Raw genomic sequence first — 19498 nt, forward strand, 5'->3', positions numbered from 1 at the left:
CCTACGCTGCCCGCCATGCGAGGCGTGCTGAGCAGGTGGCGGGCCCTCCCGGTGCCGGTGCGCGACGGCGTGCTCGCCGTCGGGCTAACGGTCGCCGGTCAGGTCGAGCTGCTCGCGGCCGACGAGCTCGGCGGTCCGCGCGGCCTGCAGCACGTGGCCTTCGCCGTCATGACGGCGAGCCTGGTGGCGCGGCGTGCCAGGCCGGTGGGTGCCGCCGTCGTCGGCGCAGCGGGGCTCGCCTTCCAGACGGTCCTGGGGGAGGCGCCCGCCGTCGCCGGTTTCGTGGCCGTCCTCGTCCTGACCTACTCGGTGGCCCAGTACGCCGACCGCCGCCGGGACGCCGTCCTCGGGCTGCTCGCCGTCCTGGCCGCCGTGCAGGTCTACCCGTTCGTCGCCGACCGACCGGTGAACGCCGCGGACGAGGTGGCCAACATGGCGATCCCGGTCGTCGTCTGGGTGTTCGCCCGGCTGGCCCGCGAACGGCTGGACCGGGCGGTCGCGGCCGAGCGCGAGGCCGTCGCGGCGCGGGAACGCGAGCGCCGGCAGGAGGCCGAGCGGGCGGGTGCTCTGGCCGCCGAGCGCCGCCGGATCGCCCGCGAGATGCACGACGTCGTCGGGCACGGGGTCACGCTGATGCTCCTGCACGCCGAGGCCGCGCAGGCCAGCCTGGGCGCTCGGGAGCCGGCCACGGCCCGGGCGCTGGACGTCGTGCTCGCGTCCGGCCGCACGGCCCTCGACGACCTGCACCGGATGCTGCGCGTGCTGCGGGAGCACCCGGAGGAAGGGCCCGCGGACCCGTTGCCCGGCTCGATCGCCGCCATCGAAGAGCTCGTCGTGGCGGCGCGAGCGGCCGGCCGGGACGTCGAGATGACGGCGGACGGCGCCGTGCCCCCGCTGCCGGCCGCCGTGGAGGCGACCGCCTACCGGATCGTGCAGGAGTCGTTGACCAACGCGCTCCGCCACGCCCCCGGCGCGCCGATCAGCGTGGTGCTGGAGTTCGCCGCCGAGGCGCTGACGGTCGAGGTGTCCGACGACGGCCCGGGAGGCGGCGATCCCGGGCGGGCGGGGCACGGCCTGCTGGGTCTCCGGGAGCGCGTGGCCCTCTTCGACGGCTGCCTGACCGCCGGGCCGCGGGCCGACGGGACCGGCTGGACCATCCGCGCGGTGCTGCCGGTCCCGGTGCCGGAGCATGCGGCGGTATGAGCGTCCGGGTGCTGCTGGCCGACGACGAGGCCCTCGTGCGGGCCGGGCTGCGGATGATCCTGGAGGCCGAGGCCGGGCTGGAGGTCGTCGGGGAGGCCGGTGACGGGGTCGACGCCGTGGGCCTGTGCCGGCAGCTGCGCCCCGACGTCGCGCTGGTCGACGTCCGGATGCCCCGCCTGGACGGCATCCAGGCCGCCCGCCGCATCTGCGCCGACCCCGCGGTGGCGACGGCGGTGGTCATGCTGACGACGTTCGACGCCGACGAGCACCTGGTGGAGGCCCTGCGCGCCGGGGCGGCCGGGTTCCTGCTCAAGTCGATGCCGCGCGAGCAGCTGGTCGCCGCCGTCCGCTCGGCCGGTACCGGTGACGTGCTGCTCGCGCCCAGCCTGCTCCGCCGCCTGCTCGACGACCACGTGCGGCGGGTCGGTCCGACCCTGGCACGGGCACCCGGCCTCGACCGGCTGACCGCGCGCGAGGAGGAGGTCCTGCGGCTGGTCGCCCGGGGCCTGTCCAACGCCGAGATCGCCGACCGCCTCGTGCTGGGCGAGGGCACGGTGAAGACCCACGTGGCGCGCGTGCTCGCCAAGCTGGGGGTCCGGGACCGGGTGCAGGCGGTGGTGGTCGCCTACGAGTCGGGGCTGGTGCGTCCCGGGCAGGCCGACTGACTAGACGACCGGTTCGGCGACCAGGGAGCCCGCCGAGTGCTCCTGGCGCAGGGCGGTCTTGAGCACCTTGCCGCTCGGGTTGCGCGGCAGCGCCCCGACCACCGAGTACTCCCGCGGGTTCTTGTAGCGGGCCAGCCGCTCACGGCACCAGGCGCCGAGCTCCTCGGAGGTGGGCGGGTCGGCCACGTCGCGCGGGGCGACGACGGCCAGCGGCGCCTCGCCGTACCGGCTGTCGGGGACGCCGATCAGCGCGACCTCCGCGACCTTCGGGTGGGCGGCCAGGACGTTCTCCACCTCGGCGCAGTAGATGTTCTCCCCGCCGGAGATGATCATGTCCTTCTTGCGGTCGACGACGTAGAAGTAGCCGTCCTCGTCCTGGCGCACCAGGTCGCCGGAGTGGAACCAGCCGCCGGCGAAGGCCTCGGCGGTCGCCTCCGGCTTGTTCCAGTACTCCTTCATCACCATCGGGCTGCGGTAGACGATCTCGCCGACCTCGCCCAGCGGGACGTCCTCCATCGCCTCGTCGACCACCCGGACCTCGACGTTGAGGATCGGCGTGCCGACCGAGCCGATCTTGCGCACCGAGTCCTCCCCGCGCAGCAGGCAGGTGACGGGGCTGCACTCGGTCTGGCCGAACGCGGTGACCACCTCCGCCTGCGGGAAGGCGTCGATCAGCGCGCGGAGCAGCGTCGTGGAGGCGGGGGCCGCGCCCCAGGAGACCCGCCGCAGCGACGAGAGGTCGCGGGAGGCGAGGTCGGGGACGGCGAGCACGGCGGCCCACATCGCGGGCACGAGGAAGATGCTGGAGACCTTCTCCCGCTCCATCATGTCCAGCGTCGCGGCCGGGTCGAAGGCGCCCGACTTGATGATCACGTGGACGCCGCCGAGGAGCAGCGGGGGCAGCCCGCCGGCCAGGCCCGCGATGTGGAACAGCGGCGCGCCGGGCACGCCCACCCGGTCGTCGGGGTCCCAGCCCAGCGTCGTGATCTGGCTGAACGCGTGCAGGAGCAGGTTCCGGTGGGTGAGCACCGCGCCCTTGGGGCGGCCGGTCGTGCCCGACGTGTACATGATGAACGCCGGCTCGTCCTCGTCGACCACGACGTCGAGCGGGTCGGTGCCGGCGGCGGCGAGCGCCGTCTCGTAGTCCTCGCTGCCCGGGCCGGCGTCCCCGCCGCCGACCACCAGGGCGGCGGCGACGTCCGGCGCCTGCTCGCGCGCCTTGGCGGCGACCTCCGCCAGCGGCGCGTCCACGACCAGCGCGACGGCGCCGGAGTCGGTGAGCACGTAGGCGACCTCGTCGGCCACCAGCCGGAAGTTCACCGGGACGACGATCGCGCCCAGCCGGACGCCGGCGAGGTAGGACTCCCACCCCTCCATGCCGTTGAGGGTCAGGACGGCGACGCGGTCACCGGTGCCGACCCCGCGCTGCCGCAGCGCCCGGGCCAGTCGGGTGACGCGTTCGTCCAGCTCCGCGTAGCTGCGCCCCGTCCCCTCGAAGCGCAGCGCCGTCGAGTCCGGTGTCGCGCGGGCCCAGCGGGCCAGCTGGTCGCTCAGGGTCATGCCCCGGCCCTGCAGGGGAGGGATCTCGACGGTCACGGGTTGCTCCTCGACGTCCGACGCGGGTGTGATCTGCGTCATGGTGGCGACCGAGGGCGGAGCGGTCAACCCTGACTGTCGAGGGCGAGCAGCCGCGCGGCGAGGCGCTTCCAGAGGGCCAGGTGCGGGTCGGTGGCGGCAGGCCGGTCCTCGAACGCGTAGACGAGCGCCACGCCCCGCATGCTCGTGAAGAGCAGCTCGCACAGGTCGGCGTAGGTGGCGGCGCCGGCGATCTCCGGCCCCCAGATGCCGTCGGCCACCGCGGCGATGGACGCCCGCAGCCGCCGCTCCTCCCCGCGCAGGGCCGCGCGCAGCTCGGGGTCGGTGCGCGCCGCCGTCCAGAGCTCCATCGCCGCCCAGAACGGGGGCTCCTGGAACGTCGCCCACATTAGGTCGATCGCCCGCTCCACCCGCTCCCGCCCGGTCGGCTCGTCCTCCATCAGCGCGGCGGCCCGGCGACGGACCTCGTCCAGTTGGGTCGTGGACAGGTGCTCGGCGGCGGCGACGAGCAGCTCGGCGCGGGAGGGGAAGTGGTGCAGCAGCCGGCCGCGCGAGACCCCGGCCCGGGCCTGGACGGCGAGCGTCGAGGCGCCCGCGAACCCGTCCTCCACCAGGCAGGCCACGGCCGCGTCGAGGATCAGCAGGCGGCTGTCGGCGGTCCGCTCCGAGCGCGAGCGGGGCCCGGCAGCGGCGCGGCCGGCGACGGGCTCGGCGCTCATCCGCGGAACAGTAGGCCGTGTGCGGGGCCCGGAACAGTCACCGTTGACCGTTCCGGGTGACGACTGTCACGCTGCGGCCGACCCACTCACCGACGAGAGGCGTGCCCGTGGACTTCGACGACAGCCCCGACGAGGCCGAGTACCGGGCGCGGGTGCGCGCCCTGCTCGAGGAGCACGCCGGCGAGCTGCTGCACCTCGCGCCGGGGCAGGAGGGGATCGACGCCCGCACCCACGAGGCCGAGATGCGCCGCACCCAGCGGGTGCTCGCCGAGGCCGGCCTGGTCGGCGTCACCTGGCCCCGGGAGTACGGCGGGCAGGGCGGCACGCTCGTGCAGCAGGCGATCGTCGGCCAGGAGCTCGCCCGGGCCCGGGTGCCGGGGCTGATCAACCACATCGGCATCGGCATGTGCGGGCCCACCGTCATCGCTCACGGCAGCCAGGAGCAGCGCGAGCGCTACCTCGCCCCGCTGCTGCGCGCCGACGAGGTGTGGTGCCAGCTGTTCAGCGAGCCGGCGTCGGGCTCGGACCTCGCCGCGCTGCGCACCACCGCCGTCCGCGACGGCGATGACTGGGTCGTCAACGGGCAGAAGGTGTGGACGACGCTGGCGCACGTCGCCGACTTCGGCATCCTGCTCACCCGCACCGAACCGGAGAAGCCCAAGCACGCCGGACTGACCATGTTCGTCGTCGACATGCACGCCCCGGGCGTGACGGTGCGCCCGCTGCGCCAGATGGGCGGCCAGGCGGACTTCAACGAGGTCTTCTTCGACGACGTCCGCATCCCCGACTCGGAGCGGCTCGGCGAGCCCGGCGAGGGGTGGCGGGTCGCGCTCACCACGCTGATGAACGAGCGGGTGGCCATCGGCGGGGCCGGTGGCGCCATCGGGGCGCCGGTGGAGGAGTTCGCCCAGCACGCGCGGGAGCGGCTGCCGCGGCTGGACCCCGAGCGGCAGGTGCTGGCCCGCCAGGCGGTCGGGCGGGCGGTGGTCGCGGCGCTCGCCGCCCGCTACACCGGGTACCGGCGGCTGACCGTGCTCAGCCAGGGCGGCATCCCGGGGCCCGAGGCCAGTGCCGGGAAGCTCGCCGGCACCGAGGCCGGTCTGCTGATGGCCGACGCCGGGGTGCGGCTGCTGGGCGACGAGGCCGTGTACGCCGCCACCGCCGACGGCGACGACCGCTGGCAGCGGACCCAGTCGTGGCTGCCCGGCATCAGCATCGCCGGGGGCACCGACCAGGTGCTGCGCAACATCCTCGGCGAGCGGGTGCTGGGCCTGCCGCCGGAGCCGCGCAGCGACAAGGCCGGGCCTTTCTCGGGAGGGACGCGATGAACTTCGACCTCGACGCCGACCAGCGCGACATCGCCGACGGCGCCCGGGACTTCTACCGGGGCAACGCCTCGCCGGCCGCCGCGCGCGCCGGGCTGGAGGGCGGCGGGCTGGAACCCGGCCGCAAGGCGCTGGCCGACATCGGTTTCCTCGGCATCACGGTCCCGGAGTCCGCCGGGGGCTCCGGGCGCCCGCTGCTGGATCTCGCCGTCGTGGCCGAGCAGGGCGGCGCGGTCCTGGCCGCGCCCTCGCTGGTCACCGCCGCCCGCGCCGCGGTGCTGCTCGGCGACGCGCCCGACCTGGCCGCGCAGCTGGCCGACGGGTCGACGGGGTTCGCCGTGCTGGACGGGGCCGTCGACGGCTCCGCGCCGTCGGTCGACGCCGCGGACGCCACCCTGTTCCTGGGGCTGGACGGTGCGGACCTGGTCGTCGGCGAGGGCGAGGTCGTGCCCGGCCGCCCGCTGGACGCCACCCGCGGGCTGGCCTCCGTCCGGCTGACCTCCCGCCGCGTGCTGACCCCGGACGCCGGCGAGCTGTGGGCCCGCGCCCGGCAGGTGGGCGCGGTCGTCATGGCCGCGGAGGACCTGGGCGGCGCCGAGCGGTGCGTGCAGCTCGGCGTGGCCTACGCCCAGGAGCGGGAGGCGTTCGGCCGCCGGATCGGCTCCTACCAGGCGATCAAGCACATGCTGGTCGACGCCTGGGTCGGCGTGGAGCAGCTGCGCTCCCTGGTCTGGTGGGCGGCGTGGGCGGCCGACTGCAACCCCGCGGAGCTGCCGCTCGCGGCGGCGGCGGCCAAGGCATGCGCGGCGGCGACCTTCGAGCGCGCCGCCAGCACCCTGATCCAGGTGCACGGCGGCATCGGGTTCACCTGGGAGCACGACGCGCACTTGTACTGGCGGCGGGCGAAGGTGGACCGGCTGCTGCTCGGGGACGAGGCCGAGCACCTCGACGCCGTCGCCCGGCTCGCCGTCACCGGAGCCCTGGGCGCGGGGCGATGACCGGCGACCTCACCGAGCTGCGGTACGAGGTGGCCGACGGCGTCGCGACGGTGACGCTGCACCGGCCGGACCGGCTCAACGCGTTCACCCTCACGATGGCCGACGAGCTCGCCCGCGTGGCGGCGGCCGCCGACGCCGACGACGACGTCCGCGTGGTGGTCGTGACCGGGTCGGGGCGGGCGTTCTGCGCCGGGGCCGACCTCGGCGGCGGAAAGGACACCTTCTCCGACCGGCGCACCCGGGAGCGGCCGCCGGGTCCGCTCAGCGAGGACATCGGTGGCTTCCCCCGGGACGCCGGGGGAGTGGCCTCGCTGCCCTTCGCCGCGCTGCGCAAGCCGGTGATCGCTGCGGTCAACGGCCCGGCCGTGGGCATCGGCGCGACGCTCACCCTGCCCATGGACGTCCGGATCGCCGCGAAGTCGGCGCGCTTCGGGTTCGTGTTCGGTCGCGTCGGCATCGTGCCCGAGGCGGCGTCCTCCTGGTTCCTGCCCCGGGTGGTGGGCATCAGCCAGGCCATGGAGTGGGTCGCGACCGGGCGGGTGTTCGACGCCGCGGAGGCGCTGCGCGGCCGGCTGGTGTCCCGCGTGGTGCCCGACGACGAGCTGCTGCCGACCGCCTACGGGCTGGCCCAGGAGATCGTGGCGAACACCAGCGGGGTCGCCGTCGGCGCGGCCCGGCAGCTGCTCTGGTCGATGCTCGGTGCGTCCTCGCCCTGGGACGCCCACCGCGCGGAGTCCCGGGCGCTGGTCGAGTTGGGGGAGGGGCCGGACCCGGCCGAGGGGGTGGCCGCCTTCCTGGAGAAGCGGCCGCCGCGCTTCCCCGGCCGCGTGCCCGACGGCGCCGTCGCGGGCGTGCCGCGCTGGCCGCTGCCCCCGGACGACGTCGGGCGCGCCTAGCAGGCCCGCCCACCTCGGTCGCTACTCGGTGGGCAGGGCCAGGTTCGGCCCGGCGATCTCCCAACCGGGTCGGAGCTCGCCGTCGAAGTCGTCCGGCAACAGCGTCGCGGCGCCGCGCTCGACGTCCGCGCCGCCCACCTCGACCCAGACTCCTCGCTCGGCGAAGGTGTCGTCGTCCGTGCAGGACGAGCCGGTCACCCAGTTCTCGCCTTCGACGGAGCCCACGAGCACCACGACGCACCAGGGGTGGTCGGCCGCGCCCCGGCCGGCGTAGACCTGAGCGCCGTCCGCCTCGGCGACGTGACGCAGGTCGTCGACCCCCTCCGGCACCTCGACGCCGTCCGGGACGGCGTCCTCGGCCGTCGCCGACCGGTCGAGCACGGCGAGCTCGGGTGCTGCCGGGCCGCCGCATCCGGTGAGCAGCAGCACGGTGCCGGCGACGAGGGCGGTCCTCCTGCTGCGCGGTTCCATGAGGAGACCCTAGGGGCGTCGTGGGGTCGGCCGGTGCGACGAGGCCGGGCGCCTCAGGGCATCCGCATCGGGTCCAGGTGGCGCAGCAGCGTCTCGCCGAGGTCGCGCATGGCGACCACCTGCGCGGGGGAGAGCTGGTCGAACAGCTCGCGCCGGACGCCCTCGACGTGCACCGGCGCCGCACCCTCCAGGGCGGCGAACCCTTCGTCGGTGAGGACGGCGAGCTGGCCGCGCCCGTCCTCGGCGCACACCTGCCGGCGCACCCAGCCGCGTTCCTCCAGCCGCGAGACGGCGTGCGACAGCCGGCTCCGGGAGGAGAGGCACCGGTCGGCCAGCTCGCTCATCCGCATCATGCGCTCGGGCGCCTCGGAGAGGGCGACGAGGATCTCGTAGTAGGCGTGCGAGATGCCGGTGCGGTGGCTGAGTTCGCGGTCGAGCCGGTCGAGCAGGAGCTGGGCGCTGTAGAGCCAGGCGCGCCACGCCTTCTGCTCCTCGGGATCGAGCCAGCGCGGCTCACCCGTGGGGAGGGACTCCGACGACACCGACATGGTCATGGGCACAGAATACTGGCGGAATAGTCAAGCGCTCAACTACGCTGACGCCAGACATCGCACCGCCACGCAGGACCACCAGGGAGGCACCATGACCAGCAGCACCAGCGTCCAGATCCCCGGCTACATCGCCGGCACCTGGGACATCGACGCCAGCCACTCCACCGTCGGCTTCTCCGTCCGCCACATGATGGTGAGCAAGGTCCGCGGCTACTTCCGCGAGTTCTCCGGCGAGATCGTCACCGCCGAGGACCCGACGCAGTCCAGCGTCACCGCCACGGTGGACATGGACTCGATCGACACCCGGCAGGAGCAGCGGGACGCGCACATCAAGTCCGCCGACTTCTTCGACGTCGGCAACCACACCGTGATGACCTTCCGCTCCACCGCTGTGAAGACCGACGGTGCCGACTGGACCGTCGAGGGCGACCTCACCATCAAGGGCATCACCAAGCCGGTCGTCCTGGCGCTCGAGCTGAACGGCTTCGGCCCGGACGCCTACGGCGGCACCCGCGCCGGCTTCAGCGCCAAGACCGAGATCTCCCGCAAGGAGTACGGCGTCGACATCGACATGCCGATGGACGGCGGCGGCGTCGTCGTCGGCGACAAGATCAACGTCGAGCTCGAGATCGAGGCCGTGCTCCGCACCGCGTAAGGACCCCTCTGCCCCCGCGCAGGGGGCCGCTCCAGCACGTCGCGAGGGCCCCGGACGGTTCGCCGTCCGGGGCCCTCTGCGTCGGTCGGGGGGCTACGCCATCGCAGGGTTCAGCACCTGGAACAGGACGTGGTCCTGCCAGCGCCCGGCGATCCGGAGGTAGTGCGGTGCCACCCCGTACCGCTCGAACCCGTTGCGCCGGAGCACCCGCTGGGACGCCGCGTTGTGCAGCAGCGTGCCGGCCTCCACGCGGTGGAGGGCGAGGTCGGTGAACGCCCGCCGCAGCATCTCGGCGACGGCGCGGGTGGCCAGCCCGCGGCCGTTGGCGGCCGAGGCGACCCAGTAGCCGAGGCTGCCGGACTGGAAGGCCCCGCGGACGACGTTGTTCAGCGTGATCCGCCCGACCACCGCGCCGGAGTCGTCCAGGATGACGCAGGGGAGCGCGAGCCCGGCGTCGTGGCGCTCCAGGGCCGCCCGGACGTCGGTCCGCTGGCCCGCCTCGGTGTACCACCGCTCGTCGCGGGCCGGTTCCCAGGGCGCCTGGAACTCCCGGTCCGCGCGGACGAGGTGGGTGAGGACCGGGGCGTCGTCGAGGGCCAGGAGGCGGGTCCGTGCGTACACCCCCGCGACCATGCCAGGCGGCCGGGCGCCGCCGCGGTCGACTCCTCGACAGGGACACTGGGGGACATGTCGACCTCCGCCCTCGCCCGGATCCCCGCCTCGCTCCTGGTCGCCGTCGGCCTCGCCGCCGGCTTCGGCATCGCCCAGGGCACCGGCGTCCGGGCGCTCGGCGGCGCGGTGTTCGCCGCATGTGGGATCGGTGCCGCCTGGATCGCCGCCCGACGGCGGGGCCCCGCCGTCACCGCGGGGCTCGCCGCCCTCTACGTCGGCGCCTTCGTGCTCGCGCACGTGCTCGCCCTGGGCGCCGGTCTCCCCGCCTGGTTCGCGGTGAGTCTGGTCACTGTCGCCGCGGCCGGGGCCACCTACGGGGTGGTCGACAAGCAGCGAGAGGCGGTGTCCGCGCGCTGAGCACCTAGAGTGTAGGGAAGGTCGGGGCCTCGAAGGCTGTTGACCTGATGCCCGCGCGCGTCCGCGCGGCGCGCCCCCGAGCTCCCGAGGTGCCCTTCCGCATGCCCACCCGCAACGACCTGCGCAACGTGGCGATCGTCGCCCACGTCGACCACGGCAAGACGACCCTGGTCGACGCCCTCCTCCGCCAGGCCGGCGCGCTCGGCCGCGCCAAGGGCGAGGGGACGGACAACGACTCCACGCAGGACCGCGTGATGGACTCGATGGACCTCGAGCGCGAGCGCGGCATCACCATCCTCGCGAAGAACACCGCGATCCGCCTGGCGGACGAGGACGGCAACCCCGTCGTCGTCAACATCGTCGACACCCCCGGCCACGCCGACTTCGGTGGCGAGGTCGAGCGCGGCCTCTCCATGGTCGACGGAGTCGTGCTGCTGGTCGACGCCTCCGAGGGCCCGCTCCCGCAGACCCGCTTCGTGCTGCGCAAGGCGCTCGGCAAGGGGATGCCGGTCATCCTCGCGGTCAACAAGACCGACCGCTCCGACGCCCGCATCGAAGAGGTCGTCGACGAGTGCTACGAGCTGTTCATGGAGCTCATGGAGGACGCCGGCATGGACGCCGACGCCCTCGAGTTCCCGATCGTCTACTGCAACGGCCGCACCGGGCAGGCGTCGCTGACCAAGCCCGAGAACGGCACCGTCCCCGACAGCCCGGACCTCGGCCCGCTGGTGAAGACGCTGCTGGACACGATCCCGGCGCCGGAGTACGACGCCGAGGAGCCGCTGCGCGCGCAGGTCACCAACCTCGACGCCTCGCCGTTCCTGGGTCGCCTGGCGCTGCTGCGCATCCACTCCGGTGAGATGAAGCGCGGCCAGCAGGTCGCCTGGTGCAAGGTCGACGGCACGATCAAGAACGTCAAGATCACCGAGCTGCTGGTCACCGAGGGTCTGACCCGGACGCCGGCCGAGAGCGCCGGCCCCGGCGACCTGGTCGCCATCGCCGGCATCGAGGACATCATGATCGGCGACACCCTCGCCGACCCGAACGACCCGCGGCCGCTGCCCCCGCTGACCGTCGACGAGCCCTCGATCTCGATCACCATCGGGATCAACACCTCGCCGCTGTCGGGCAAGTCGGGCAAGAAGCTCACCGCCCGCCTGATCAAGAACCGCCTCGACCAGGAGCTGGTCGGCAACGTCAGCGTGCGGATGCTGCCCACCGACCGCCCCGACACCTGGGAGATGCAGGGCCGTGGCGAGCTGGCGCTGGCCATCCTCGTCGAGCAGCTGCGCCGCGAGGAGTTCGAGCTCACCGTCGGCCGGCCCACCGTCGTCACCAAGGAGATCGACGGCAAGCTGCACGAGCCCGTCGAGCGGGTCACCATCGACACCCCCGGCGAGTACGTCGGCACCCTGACCCAGGCTCTCGCGGTGCGCCGCGGCCGGCTGGAGAACCTGGTGCACCACGACACCGGCTGGGCGCGGATGGAGTACGTCGTCCCCTCCCGCGGCCTCATCGGGTTCCGCACCGAGTTCCTGACCGAGACCCGCGGCACCGGCGTGCTGAACAGCAACCTCGAGGGCTACGAGCCGTGGCTGGGCGACATGCGCGCCCGGCCGACCGGCTCGCTGGTCGCCGACCGCCAGGGCGTGGCGACGACCTACTCGATGTTCTCGCTGCAGGAGCGTGGCCAGCTCATGGTCCAGCCGGGCACCGAGGTCTACGAGGGCATGATCGTGGGTGAGAACTCCCGTCCGGACGACATGGACGTGAACATCACCAAGGAGAAGAAGCTCACCAACATGCGCAAGTCCACCTCCGAGGAGCTGGAGCGGCTGATCCCGCCGAGGATCCTCAACCTGGAGCAGGCGCTGGAGTTCTGTGCCGAGGACGAGTGCGTGGAGGTCACGCCGGCCGGCGTCCGCATCCGCAAGGTGGTGCTCGACCAGACCGAGCGCGGCAAGGCCAAGAACCGCAAGCCCAAGCCCAGCTGATCCGCCCATGACGCAGCGAGCCCCTGCCCGGTGATCCGGGCAGGGGCTCGCTGCGTCATGGGGCCGTTACGGCGCCGGCACGAAGGCCACGTGCGGGTGGTCCATGTGGTTGGCGGTGGGGGAGCCGCGGTCCTCCATGGGCTGCCAGGCCCAGCCCGTCCACGTCCCGGCGATCTGCTGCTGCCAGATCACGTACTCGACGCCGAGGCGCGCCGCGTTGTCGATGACGTACTGGCTGAGCGCGTCGCCCGTGGCCCGGTCGTCGTAGACCATGAAGTCGGCGGCGCGGCCCTCCGACGGGCTGTGGCCGGGGCGGGTGAGCACCGTCGGGATGCCGAACTCCGCGGCGACCTCCGCGACGGCGGGGCGCACGTGCGGTTCCCACGCGCCGTAGGCGGCGGTGTCGAGGGCCGGCCGGTCCGCGGCGCGGCTGGCACGCTCCGGGGCCGCCGACGGGCCGCCGACGAGGGTGAGTCGCTGCCCGACGCGCAGCACGTTCGGGTCCGCGCCGATGACCTCGAGGTTGAGGGCGTGCACGTCCTGCCAGGTGGTGCCGTGGCGGGCGGCGATGCCGCCCAGCGTGTCGCCCGGCTGCACCACGTACTCGCCGCCGGCGGGGGCGGGGGCGGCAGGGGCGGCGCCCGATCCGCCGATGACGAGGACCTGCCCGACGCGCAGGACGTTCGGGTCGGCGCCGATGGTGGCGAGGTTGTCGGCGTGGATGGTCTGCCACGAGGTGCCGTGGGCGGCCGCGAGCCCGCCCAGCGTGTCACCGGGGACGACCGTGTGCTCCCCGGGGTGGGCCTGTGCCGGACCGGCGATCGCGAGGGAGGCGGCCGCGGCGGCCGCGAGGACCACGGCCGGACGTGCCATGGCCGCCGCCGCCGCGGAGGTGCGGGTGGAGCGACCGGGTCGTGCCGTGCGGTGCTTGAGCATGGGGAAGCCTCTCGCCGCCTGCGGGGTTAGCTGTCGGGTTCGGGCGAGAGCTGCCCGGCCGCGTGCTGCGGCTTCACCCCGAGGCCGAGGGCCAGGATCTCGTGGGTTCCCCGCGCCTGCCCGTCGTGTGCACGGGTCCGGTGGCGGTGGGCAGGTTCGGCGGTCCGCCATCCGGGCCCACCCGTTGGTGGACGCAGCACGGTAGGCAGACCGCCGTCCCCGACGGCAAGGCCGCGGAGCCTCCATCGCGGGCGGCCCCGCGCGGACTGACTCGCCGTGGCCCGCCCCCGACTGCCCGTGTGCGGTGCTCGTACCGGCGGCGCACGGTCCGCGGCGCGGGCTCCGTGCTCGTCAGGTCACGAATCGTGATGACTGGCCGAAGCGGTCCGACGCGCCCGCCACGCCGTCGAGGAGTCTCGCCTCGCACCCGTCCTACGTTGACCTCGGAGCCGTCTCCCCGGCTCCCTGGGAAGAGGAAGGCGGCCGAACGCTCATGGCGACGATCACCCGTACGGTTCCGGCGATCGAGGGCTTCCGGGGTGGCATCGACGTCCGGGTGAGCCTGCGCGCCGACGCCGGATCGGGCGGTTCGGCGTTCGACGGTGCGTGGTTCCCGCGGAGCCGGGACCTCGCCGTGGAGCTGCCGGAGCTGATCGCGGCGCTGGAGCGGCGTGGTGTGCGGGTGGAGCGGTTCACCTACGCCCTCGACGCCTGGGAGCCGGCCCCCCGCAAGCTGGAGGTGCTGGGCCGCACGGTCCGCGCCGGCGGCTTCCGGAGCATGGACCCGCAGGTCGTCTGCCTCACCTGGGCCGGGGGGAACCGCCGGGCCGACCTGCTGGTCGTCCCGCCGGAGACCGACGTCCTCACCGGCGCCCGGGCGCTGCGGCTGTGCACCCGGCGGGGCCTGCCGTCCTCGCCCCAGATGGTGCTCGCCGCGGCCCGTTCCACGCCCCTTCCGCAGGTGCCCACGCTGCCGGTGTCCCGCGCGGTGTAGCGCTCGTCCGCCGACGGCGGATCCGCTGCCGGCGAACTCCCTGGACGCGCGGGCGCCGACCGGGCTGGAGTGCTCGGCATGAGACTCCTCGTCCTCGGCGGCACCCACTTCCTCGGCCGGCACGTGGTGGAGGCCGCGCTCGCTCGCAGGCACGACGTCGCCACCTTCACCCGGGGCCTGACGGGTCCGCCGCCGGAGGGCGCGCGGGCGCTGCACGGCGACCGCGACGACCCCGGCGCGCTGCCGCGCGCGCTGGGGGAGTGGGAGCCCGAGCTCGTCGTCGACACCTCCTGCCAGACCCGGGCCGCCGCCCGCAACGCCGCTGCGGCGCTGGGCGGGGTCCGCTCCTACGTCTTCGTGAGCAGCCTCAACGCGTACCGCAACTGGCCGCCGGGGCCGCTCGGCCCGGAGGACGGCGAGCCGACCTGGGACACCGAGGACGACGAGTACGGGCCCATCAAGGCCTTCGGCGAGCGGGAGCTCGCCGCCGCCGTCGGTGGCCGCTTCCTCGCCGCCCGTGCCGGCCTGATCGTCGGCCCCTCCGACCCGATCCACCGCCTCGGCTGGTGGCTGGAGCGCATCGCGAGCGGCGGTCGGGTGGTCGTCCCGGCCGAGGGCGTCGCCCAGCCGATCGCGCTGGTCGACGCCCGTGACCTGGCCGCCTGGCTCGTGGACATGGCCGGGCAGGGCCGCACCGGTGCGGTCAACGCCACGGGGCCGGCGGGCATGACGACCCTGGGCGGCCTGCTCGAGCTCTGCCGGGTCGTCACCGGGAGCGCGGCGGAGTGGGTACCGGTGCCCGAGGCCGACCTTCTCGCCGCCGGCGTCCAGGAGTGGCTGCACCTGCCGCTGTGGCTGCGCCACGAGGTCGCCCGCACCGCCTGGGACGTCGACACCACCCGGGCCGCCGAGCTCGGGCTGGCCACGCGGGCGCTGGAGGCGACCGTCGCCGACACCTGGGCGTGGCTGCGCACGCACGAGCGGCCGGCGCCGCCGGCGCACCGCCCCGCCGACCAGCCCGGACCCGGCCTCCCGGCCGAGCTGGAGGCCTTCCTGCTGGCCGGCCGCTAGGAGCAGCCGGCGGGTGCCGTGCGGCGTCCTGTCAGTCGCGGGGGGCGCTGGGCCGGCCCGCGCCGACCGGGACCTCGCGGGAGTCGGTGGCGTCGGCGGCCACGTTCTGCTCGGCCACCTCGGCGAGGGCGTCGGCCGACTCCAGCCGCGTGTCCCGCCGGTACTGGCGGTAGGAGTGGACGACGGCCAGCACCCAGACGACCGCGAGCACTGCGTAGACCAGGGCGCTGACGGCGTCGCCGGCGTCCACCCAGTCGCTGCGCAGCAGCGTGCGGGTGTTGGTGATCACGATCATCCCGCCGACCAGGGAGCCCAGCATGCGCGGCGGGATGTGCCGCACCAGCCACGCGGCGATCGGCGCGGCGACGAGGCCGCCGGCGAGCAGCCCGGCGACCCACAGGGGGTCGATGCCCGCCGAGCCCAGCGCCATCAGGAAGCCGAGGCTCGCTGCCAGCGCGACGAGGAACTCGGAGGTGTCGATCGAGCCGATGACCTTGCGCGGCTCCATGCGGCCGCTGGCCAGCAGCGCCGGCGTGCCGACCGGTCCCCAGCCGCCGCCCCCGGTGGCGTCGACGAAGCCGGCCACCAGCCCCAGGGGGGTGAGGAAGCGCCGGCGGATGGGCTTGCCGACGTTCCGCCGGTCGATGCCGCGCAGCGTGAAGCGCACCAGGATGTAGACGCCCAGCGAGACCAGGATCAGCGACATGACCGGCGCCGCGACCGACGTCGAGAGGCTGGACAGGAAGTGGGCGCCGGCGAACGCCCCGACCGCACCGGGCACCCCGACCTTGGCGACGACCTTCCAGTCGACGTTGCCGAACTTCCAGTGCGAGAGCCCCGAGGCGAGCGTGGTGCCGATCTCGGCGAGGTGGATGGTCGCCGACGCCGCGGCCGGGTTGGTGCCGATGGCCAGCAGCAGGGTCGTCGAGGTGACGCCGTAGGCCATGCCGAGGCTGCCGTCGACGAGCTGGGCACCGAACCCGGCGAGGGCGAGCAGGATCAGGGTCTTCACGGGCACTGGCTCCGGGGTCTCAGGACGCGGGCGCGCAGCGGCGACCGTGTGAGGCGAGGGCGAGACGTGGTGGCGCCGGGGAGGCGCGGGGGCTCAGCAGCCCGGACAGGCGGCGGTGCAGACGCGCAGCAGGTCGACGTGCCGGCGGCTCACCAGGAGCAGCATCGTCGTCCGCGTCACGGCGCAATGTCTACCAGATCGATGCACTTAGGCGCAGATCCGGTCCCGACGCGTGGGACGGCGGTGGCGGGTGCGCGCGATGGGCCCGTTGTGGCACGGCGAGGTGCGGGTGCCGGCGCCGCGCGCTCAGCTGTGCGCGGTCTCGCCCGGGCCGGCGTCCTCGCGCACCGCAGCGAGGGACTCCACGAGGTCGTCCCGGGCCCGCGCCACCCGGGAGCGGATGGTGCCGACGGGGCACCCGGCGACCTCCGCGGCCTCGGCGTAGGGCAGTCCCAGCAGCTGCGTCAGCACGAACGCCTCGCGCCGGTCGGGGGCCAGCCGGGCCAGCAGGTCGGCGACCGCGGCGCCCTCGCCGACGGCGTCCGCGGCGCCCGGCGGGGCCAGCAGTTCCAGGTCGGCGGACTCCCGGACCAGGGTCAGCCGGCGCCGGCGGCGGGACTTCAGCGCGTCGGCGCAGACCCGGCGGGCGATGGCCAGCAGCCAGGTGCGGACCGAGGACCGGCCCTCGAAGCGGTGCAGGGAGCCGAACGCCCGCAGGTAGGTCTCCTGCGTCAGGTCGTCGGCGGAGGCCCGGTCGCCGAGCGCGGCGCAGAGCCGCCAGACGTCGGACTGCGTCTCCCGCACGAGGGTGGCCGCAGCCAGCGGGTCGCCGTCGGCGGCGTCCGCGGCCAGGCGTGCCAGGTCGTCCATGTCCTCGTCAGCGTGTCGCAGGTCACCCGGGAGGCCCGGAACCGGGCGATGCCCGGCGGCGACTAATCAACCATGTCCTGCCACACCTGCCGCGAGGCGCTCTCCGCGCGGCTCGACGGCGAGCCGCTCGGGATGCCCGCCGACGAGCTCGACGCGCACCTCGCCACGTGCCGCGGGTGCGCGGCCTGGGCCGCCGCCGCCGAGCGCGTGACCCGCCGAGCGCGGCTGGCGCCGGCCCCGTCGGTGCCCGACCTCACTGCGAGCGTCCTCTCGGCGCTGCCGCGCGAGCTCCCGGGTGCGCGGGCGGCCGCGCGCGCCCGGCTGGCGGACACGGCGGTGCGGCTGGCGCTGCTCGCCGTCGGGGTGGCGCAGGCGACGCTGGCCTGGCCGGTGCTCGCCTCCGGCGCCGGCGCGATGAGCGCCCCGGTGCACATGGCCCGGGAGAGCGGCGCCTGGAACCTGGCGCTGGCCGCGGCGTTCCTGGCCGTCGCGGCCGGTCCGCGGCTGGCGGCCGGCGGGCTGCCCTTCCTGGGTTCCTTCGTGGCCCTGCTGCTCCCGGTGACGGTTGCCGACCTGCACGCCGGGCACGTGCACGCCGACCGGGCGCTGGCCCACCTGCTGCTCGTGGCCGGCACGGCGCTGGTGGCGACCGTCGCGTGGCGGGGCCGCCGGCACCGTTCCGTCCCCGCGGTCGCCGACCGGCGGGTGACCGCGTGAGGCGCACCGCCCTCCTGCTCGCGCTGCTGGTTCTCGGCTGGTTCGGTGCGGGCATCGCCACGGCCGGTCCTGCGGCTGCGCACGCCACGCTGGTCTCCACGACCCCGGGGGAGGGGGCGCGGCTCGACGCCGCGCCCGACGAGGTGACCCTGCGGTTCTCCGAGGGCGTCTCGCTGGGCGCCGGGTACGCCCGGGTCCTCGGCGCCGACCAGCAGCGGGTGGACGCCGGGAACGCCTCCGTCGACGGCGACGTCGTCACCGTCCCGTTGCGCGGGGACCTGCCCGACGGCGGCTACCTCGTCACCTACCGGGTGGTCTCGGCCGACTCGCACCCGGTCTCCGGTGCCTTCTCCTTCGTCGTCGGCGACGGGGAGCTGCTGGGCGCCGACGCGGCGGACGCGGCGCCGGCGACCGACCCGGTCGTCGGACTGCTGCTGCCCGTGGCGCGCTGGGTGGGCTACGCCGGGCTGGCGCTGGCGCTCGGGGTGCCCGTGCTGGTCGCCACCTGCTGGCCGACCGGGCGGGGCACCGCGCGGCTGCGGCGCATGGCCCTCGGCGGGGCCGCCGCGGTCGCCTTCTCCGCGGTCACCGGGTTCCTGCTGCAGGGCCCCTATGCCGCGGGCGCGGGGCTCGGCGCGATCGCCGACCCCGCGCTGCTCGGTGCCACGGCGCGGACGGGCGCGGGCTGGTCCGCCCTCGCGCGCGCCGCCCTGGCCGTCGCCCTGCTGCTGGCGCTGCGTCGTGCCTGGCGGGCTGCCGCACCACCGGGGCGGGGGACCGCCGTCGGGGTGGCGGCCCTGGGCGGCGGACTGGTCCTGGCGACCGCGGCGGTCGGCCACCCGGTCGCCGGGCCGTGGCCGGTCCTGGCCGTGCTGGTCGCGGCGGTGCACGCGGGGGCGATGGCGGTCTGGTTGGGCGGGCTCGCCGGCCTGCTCGCCGCCGCGGTGCGGCCGGGCGCCGCACCGGGCGACGTGGCCGCCGCCCTCCCACGGTTCTCCCGGCTGGCGTTCGGCGCGGTCGTGGCGCTCGTCGTGTCCGGGATCGTGCAGTCGGTGCGGGAGGTCGCGTCCCCCACCGCGCTGGTGGAGACGACGTACGGCCGTCTGCTCGCGGTCAAGCTGCTGCTCGTGGTGGTCGTCCTCGCCGCGGCCGGGATCTCCCGGGTGTGGGTGCAGCAGCGGCTGGGTGTCCGCCGTCCCCCACGACGCCGGACGACGACCGTGCACGCGTTCGCCGCCACGGGCCGGGCCGAGCCCGCCCCTGCGGCGGTGGCGGCCGCGGGGGAGCGGGAACAGGCCCAGGCGGAGGCCGCGGTCGAGCACCTGCCGGCGTTGCGGCGCTCACTCCTCGTGGAGGCGGTGCTGGCCGCCGTCGTCCTCGCGCTGTCGGCGGTGCTGGTCGCGACGCCGCCGGCCCGGACGGCGCTGGCCCAGCCGGTGGAGGTCGTGCTCCCCCTGCAGAGCGGCTCCGGCGCCACCTCGGGCAGCGTGCAGATGACGGTCGAGCCCGCGCGCCCCGGCCCGAACACGCTGCACCTCTACCTCTTCGACGACGACGGCCGGCTCACGCAGCCCGCCGAGATCCGGGTGACCCTCACCGAGCGGAGCCAGGAGATCGGTCCGCTGGAGATCGCCCTGCAGCCCGCCGGCCCCGGTCACTTCGTCGGCGACGGCATGTCGATCCCGGGCGCCGGCACCTGGACGCTCACCGCCACCGTCCGGCTCGACGAGTTCACCGCCCTCACCGCGGCCACGGACTTCCCCGTGCGCTGACCTCCCGACCCCCCGTCCGACCGC

Annotated in this window: 20 protein-coding genes and 1 riboswitch; of the genes, 12 read left to right on the forward strand and 8 right to left on the reverse strand. The window is 75.3% G+C overall.

Annotated elements, in window-relative coordinates:
- The first annotated feature begins 15 nt into the window (after nucleotides 1–15).
- Nucleotides 16–1203, forward strand: coding sequence for a sensor histidine kinase (locus tag ACI8AP_RS00640; protein ID WP_456587390.1), 1188 nt, complete (start codon nucleotides 16–18; stop codon nucleotides 1201–1203).
- Nucleotides 1200–1868 carry a response regulator gene (locus ACI8AP_RS00645; protein WP_456587391.1) on the forward strand — a complete coding sequence of 223 codons (669 nt, stop codon included), beginning with the start codon at nucleotides 1200–1202 and terminating at the stop codon, nucleotides 1866–1868. Before ACI8AP_RS00640 ends, ACI8AP_RS00645 begins: the two co-directional genes overlap by 4 nt.
- On the opposite strand, the gene ACI8AP_RS00650 is transcribed toward ACI8AP_RS00645, so the two are convergent.
- Both ACI8AP_RS00650 and ACI8AP_RS00655 read right to left on the reverse strand, forming a co-directional pair.
- Nucleotides 1869–3464, reverse strand: a complete 1596-nt coding sequence (locus ACI8AP_RS00650) for a long-chain-fatty-acid--CoA ligase (protein WP_456587392.1) — start codon at nucleotides 3462–3464, stop codon at nucleotides 1869–1871.
- A 65-nt stretch (nucleotides 3465–3529) separates the two neighbouring features.
- Nucleotides 3530–4183: a TetR/AcrR family transcriptional regulator gene (locus ACI8AP_RS00655; protein WP_456587393.1), complete on the reverse strand. Its 654-nt coding sequence runs from the start codon at nucleotides 4181–4183 to the stop codon at nucleotides 3530–3532.
- A 101-nt stretch (nucleotides 4184–4284) separates the two neighbouring features.
- On the opposite strand from ACI8AP_RS00655, the gene ACI8AP_RS00660 reads away from it, so the two are divergent.
- From ACI8AP_RS00660 to ACI8AP_RS00670, 3 genes are read left to right on the forward strand one after another with little or no spacing between them, the layout of a single operon-like run.
- Nucleotides 4285–5511, forward strand: a complete 1227-nt coding sequence (locus tag ACI8AP_RS00660; protein WP_456587394.1) for an acyl-CoA dehydrogenase family protein — start codon at nucleotides 4285–4287, stop codon at nucleotides 5509–5511.
- Nucleotides 5508–6506 carry an acyl-CoA dehydrogenase family protein gene (locus ACI8AP_RS00665; protein WP_456587395.1) on the forward strand — a complete coding sequence of 333 codons (999 nt, stop codon included), beginning with the start codon at nucleotides 5508–5510 and terminating at the stop codon, nucleotides 6504–6506. The genes ACI8AP_RS00660 and ACI8AP_RS00665 overlap by 4 nt, the downstream gene beginning before the upstream one ends.
- A complete protein-coding gene (locus ACI8AP_RS00670) occupies nucleotides 6503–7402 on the forward strand; it encodes an enoyl-CoA hydratase-related protein (RefSeq protein ID WP_456587396.1) in 900 nt (299 codons plus the stop codon). Before ACI8AP_RS00665 ends, ACI8AP_RS00670 begins: the two co-directional genes overlap by 4 nt.
- Nucleotides 7403–7423: 21 nt before the next feature.
- Here ACI8AP_RS00670 and ACI8AP_RS00675 read toward each other — a convergent pair whose 3' ends face one another.
- Both ACI8AP_RS00675 and ACI8AP_RS00680 read right to left on the reverse strand, forming a co-directional pair.
- A complete protein-coding gene (locus tag ACI8AP_RS00675) occupies nucleotides 7424–7873 on the reverse strand; it encodes a hypothetical protein (protein ID WP_456587397.1) in 450 nt (149 codons plus the stop codon).
- A gap of 53 nt (nucleotides 7874–7926) precedes the next feature.
- The gene (locus ACI8AP_RS00680) at nucleotides 7927–8427 is read right to left on the reverse strand and encodes a MarR family winged helix-turn-helix transcriptional regulator (RefSeq protein ID WP_456587398.1); all 501 of its coding nucleotides are present in this window, start codon (nucleotides 8425–8427) and stop codon (nucleotides 7927–7929) included.
- An 88-nt stretch (nucleotides 8428–8515) separates the two neighbouring features.
- Between ACI8AP_RS00680 and ACI8AP_RS00685 the strand changes: the two genes are divergently transcribed.
- On the forward strand, nucleotides 8516–9079 hold the full coding sequence (locus tag ACI8AP_RS00685) for a YceI family protein (protein WP_456587399.1): 564 nt from the start codon (nucleotides 8516–8518) through the stop codon (nucleotides 9077–9079).
- Nucleotides 9080–9172: 93 nt separating this feature from the next.
- Here ACI8AP_RS00685 and ACI8AP_RS00690 read toward each other — a convergent pair whose 3' ends face one another.
- On the reverse strand, nucleotides 9173–9700 hold the full coding sequence (locus ACI8AP_RS00690; RefSeq protein ID WP_456587400.1) for a GNAT family N-acetyltransferase: 528 nt from the start codon (nucleotides 9698–9700) through the stop codon (nucleotides 9173–9175).
- Nucleotides 9701–9766: 66 nt separating this feature from the next.
- Between ACI8AP_RS00690 and ACI8AP_RS00695 the strand changes: the two genes are divergently transcribed.
- Together ACI8AP_RS00695 and typA are read left to right on the forward strand one after the other, a co-directional pair.
- The gene (locus ACI8AP_RS00695; protein WP_456587401.1) at nucleotides 9767–10108 is read left to right on the forward strand and encodes a hypothetical protein; all 342 of its coding nucleotides are present in this window, start codon (nucleotides 9767–9769) and stop codon (nucleotides 10106–10108) included.
- Between the two features lie 101 nt (nucleotides 10109–10209).
- Nucleotides 10210–12102: a translational GTPase TypA gene (gene typA, locus ACI8AP_RS00700; protein ID WP_456587402.1), complete on the forward strand. Its 1893-nt coding sequence runs from the start codon at nucleotides 10210–10212 to the stop codon at nucleotides 12100–12102.
- A gap of 66 nt (nucleotides 12103–12168) precedes the next feature.
- Here the strand turns inward: typA and ACI8AP_RS00705 are convergent, their stop codons facing one another.
- On the reverse strand, nucleotides 12169–13038 hold the full coding sequence (locus tag ACI8AP_RS00705; protein WP_456587403.1) for a LysM peptidoglycan-binding domain-containing protein: 870 nt from the start codon (nucleotides 13036–13038) through the stop codon (nucleotides 12169–12171).
- Between the two features lie 20 nt (nucleotides 13039–13058).
- A riboswitch (cyclic di-AMP (ydaO/yuaA leader) is annotated at nucleotides 13059–13152 on the reverse strand.
- Nucleotides 13153–13531: 379 nt separating this feature from the next.
- Here ACI8AP_RS00705 and ACI8AP_RS00710 point away from each other — a divergent pair.
- Nucleotides 13532–14032 (forward strand): DUF5994 family protein, encoded by a 501-nt coding sequence (locus tag ACI8AP_RS00710; protein WP_456587404.1) that lies wholly within the window; start codon nucleotides 13532–13534, stop codon nucleotides 14030–14032.
- Between the two features lie 78 nt (nucleotides 14033–14110).
- Complete coding sequence (locus ACI8AP_RS00715) at nucleotides 14111–15103, forward strand: NAD-dependent epimerase/dehydratase family protein (protein WP_456587405.1); 993 nt, start codon at nucleotides 14111–14113, stop codon at nucleotides 15101–15103.
- A gap of 31 nt (nucleotides 15104–15134) precedes the next feature.
- Here ACI8AP_RS00715 and ACI8AP_RS00720 read toward each other — a convergent pair whose 3' ends face one another.
- Nucleotides 15135–16115 (reverse strand): sulfite exporter TauE/SafE family protein, encoded by a 981-nt coding sequence (locus ACI8AP_RS00720; protein WP_456587406.1) that lies wholly within the window; start codon nucleotides 16113–16115, stop codon nucleotides 15135–15137.
- Nucleotides 16116–16421: 306 nt separating this feature from the next.
- Nucleotides 16422–16985, reverse strand: a complete 564-nt coding sequence (locus tag ACI8AP_RS00725; RefSeq protein WP_456587407.1) for a sigma-70 family RNA polymerase sigma factor — start codon at nucleotides 16983–16985, stop codon at nucleotides 16422–16424.
- A 72-nt stretch (nucleotides 16986–17057) separates the two neighbouring features.
- Between ACI8AP_RS00725 and ACI8AP_RS00730 the strand changes: the two genes are divergently transcribed.
- Together ACI8AP_RS00730 and ACI8AP_RS00735 are read left to right on the forward strand one after the other, a co-directional pair.
- Complete coding sequence (locus ACI8AP_RS00730; RefSeq protein ID WP_456587408.1) at nucleotides 17058–17702, forward strand: zf-HC2 domain-containing protein; 645 nt, start codon at nucleotides 17058–17060, stop codon at nucleotides 17700–17702.
- Nucleotides 17699–19474 carry a copper resistance CopC/CopD family protein gene (locus tag ACI8AP_RS00735; RefSeq protein WP_456587409.1) on the forward strand — a complete coding sequence of 592 codons (1776 nt, stop codon included), beginning with the start codon at nucleotides 17699–17701 and terminating at the stop codon, nucleotides 19472–19474. Before ACI8AP_RS00730 ends, ACI8AP_RS00735 begins: the two co-directional genes overlap by 4 nt.
- Nucleotides 19475–19498 lie beyond the last annotated feature (24 nt).

Source organism: Blastococcus sp. SYSU DS1021, from assembly GCF_054050995.1.

Coding starts and splice junctions, on each gene's coding strand:
- ACI8AP_RS00640 (WP_456587390.1), top strand. CDS start 16: ATGCGAGGCGTGCTGAGCAGGTGGCGGGCCCTCCCGGTGCCGGTGCGC.
- ACI8AP_RS00645 (WP_456587391.1), top strand. CDS start 1,200: ATGAGCGTCCGGGTGCTGCTGGCCGACGACGAGGCCCTCGTGCGGGCC.
- ACI8AP_RS00655 (WP_456587393.1), bottom strand. CDS start 4,183: ATGAGCGCCGAGCCCGTCGCCGGCCGCGCCGCTGCCGGGCCCCGCTCG.
- ACI8AP_RS00665 (WP_456587395.1), top strand. CDS start 5,508: ATGAACTTCGACCTCGACGCCGACCAGCGCGACATCGCCGACGGCGCC.
- ACI8AP_RS00670 (WP_456587396.1), top strand. CDS start 6,503: ATGACCGGCGACCTCACCGAGCTGCGGTACGAGGTGGCCGACGGCGTC.
- ACI8AP_RS00675 (WP_456587397.1), bottom strand. CDS start 7,873: ATGGAACCGCGCAGCAGGAGGACCGCCCTCGTCGCCGGCACCGTGCTG.
- ACI8AP_RS00680 (WP_456587398.1), bottom strand. CDS start 8,427: ATGACCATGTCGGTGTCGTCGGAGTCCCTCCCCACGGGTGAGCCGCGC.
- ACI8AP_RS00685 (WP_456587399.1), top strand. CDS start 8,516: ATGACCAGCAGCACCAGCGTCCAGATCCCCGGCTACATCGCCGGCACC.
- ACI8AP_RS00695 (WP_456587401.1), top strand. CDS start 9,767: ATGTCGACCTCCGCCCTCGCCCGGATCCCCGCCTCGCTCCTGGTCGCC.
- typA (WP_456587402.1), top strand. CDS start 10,210: ATGCCCACCCGCAACGACCTGCGCAACGTGGCGATCGTCGCCCACGTC.
- ACI8AP_RS00705 (WP_456587403.1), bottom strand. CDS start 13,038: ATGCTCAAGCACCGCACGGCACGACCCGGTCGCTCCACCCGCACCTCC.
- ACI8AP_RS00710 (WP_456587404.1), top strand. CDS start 13,532: ATGGCGACGATCACCCGTACGGTTCCGGCGATCGAGGGCTTCCGGGGT.
- ACI8AP_RS00715 (WP_456587405.1), top strand. CDS start 14,111: ATGAGACTCCTCGTCCTCGGCGGCACCCACTTCCTCGGCCGGCACGTG.
- ACI8AP_RS00725 (WP_456587407.1), bottom strand. CDS start 16,985: ATGGACGACCTGGCACGCCTGGCCGCGGACGCCGCCGACGGCGACCCG.
- ACI8AP_RS00730 (WP_456587408.1), top strand. CDS start 17,058: ATGTCCTGCCACACCTGCCGCGAGGCGCTCTCCGCGCGGCTCGACGGC.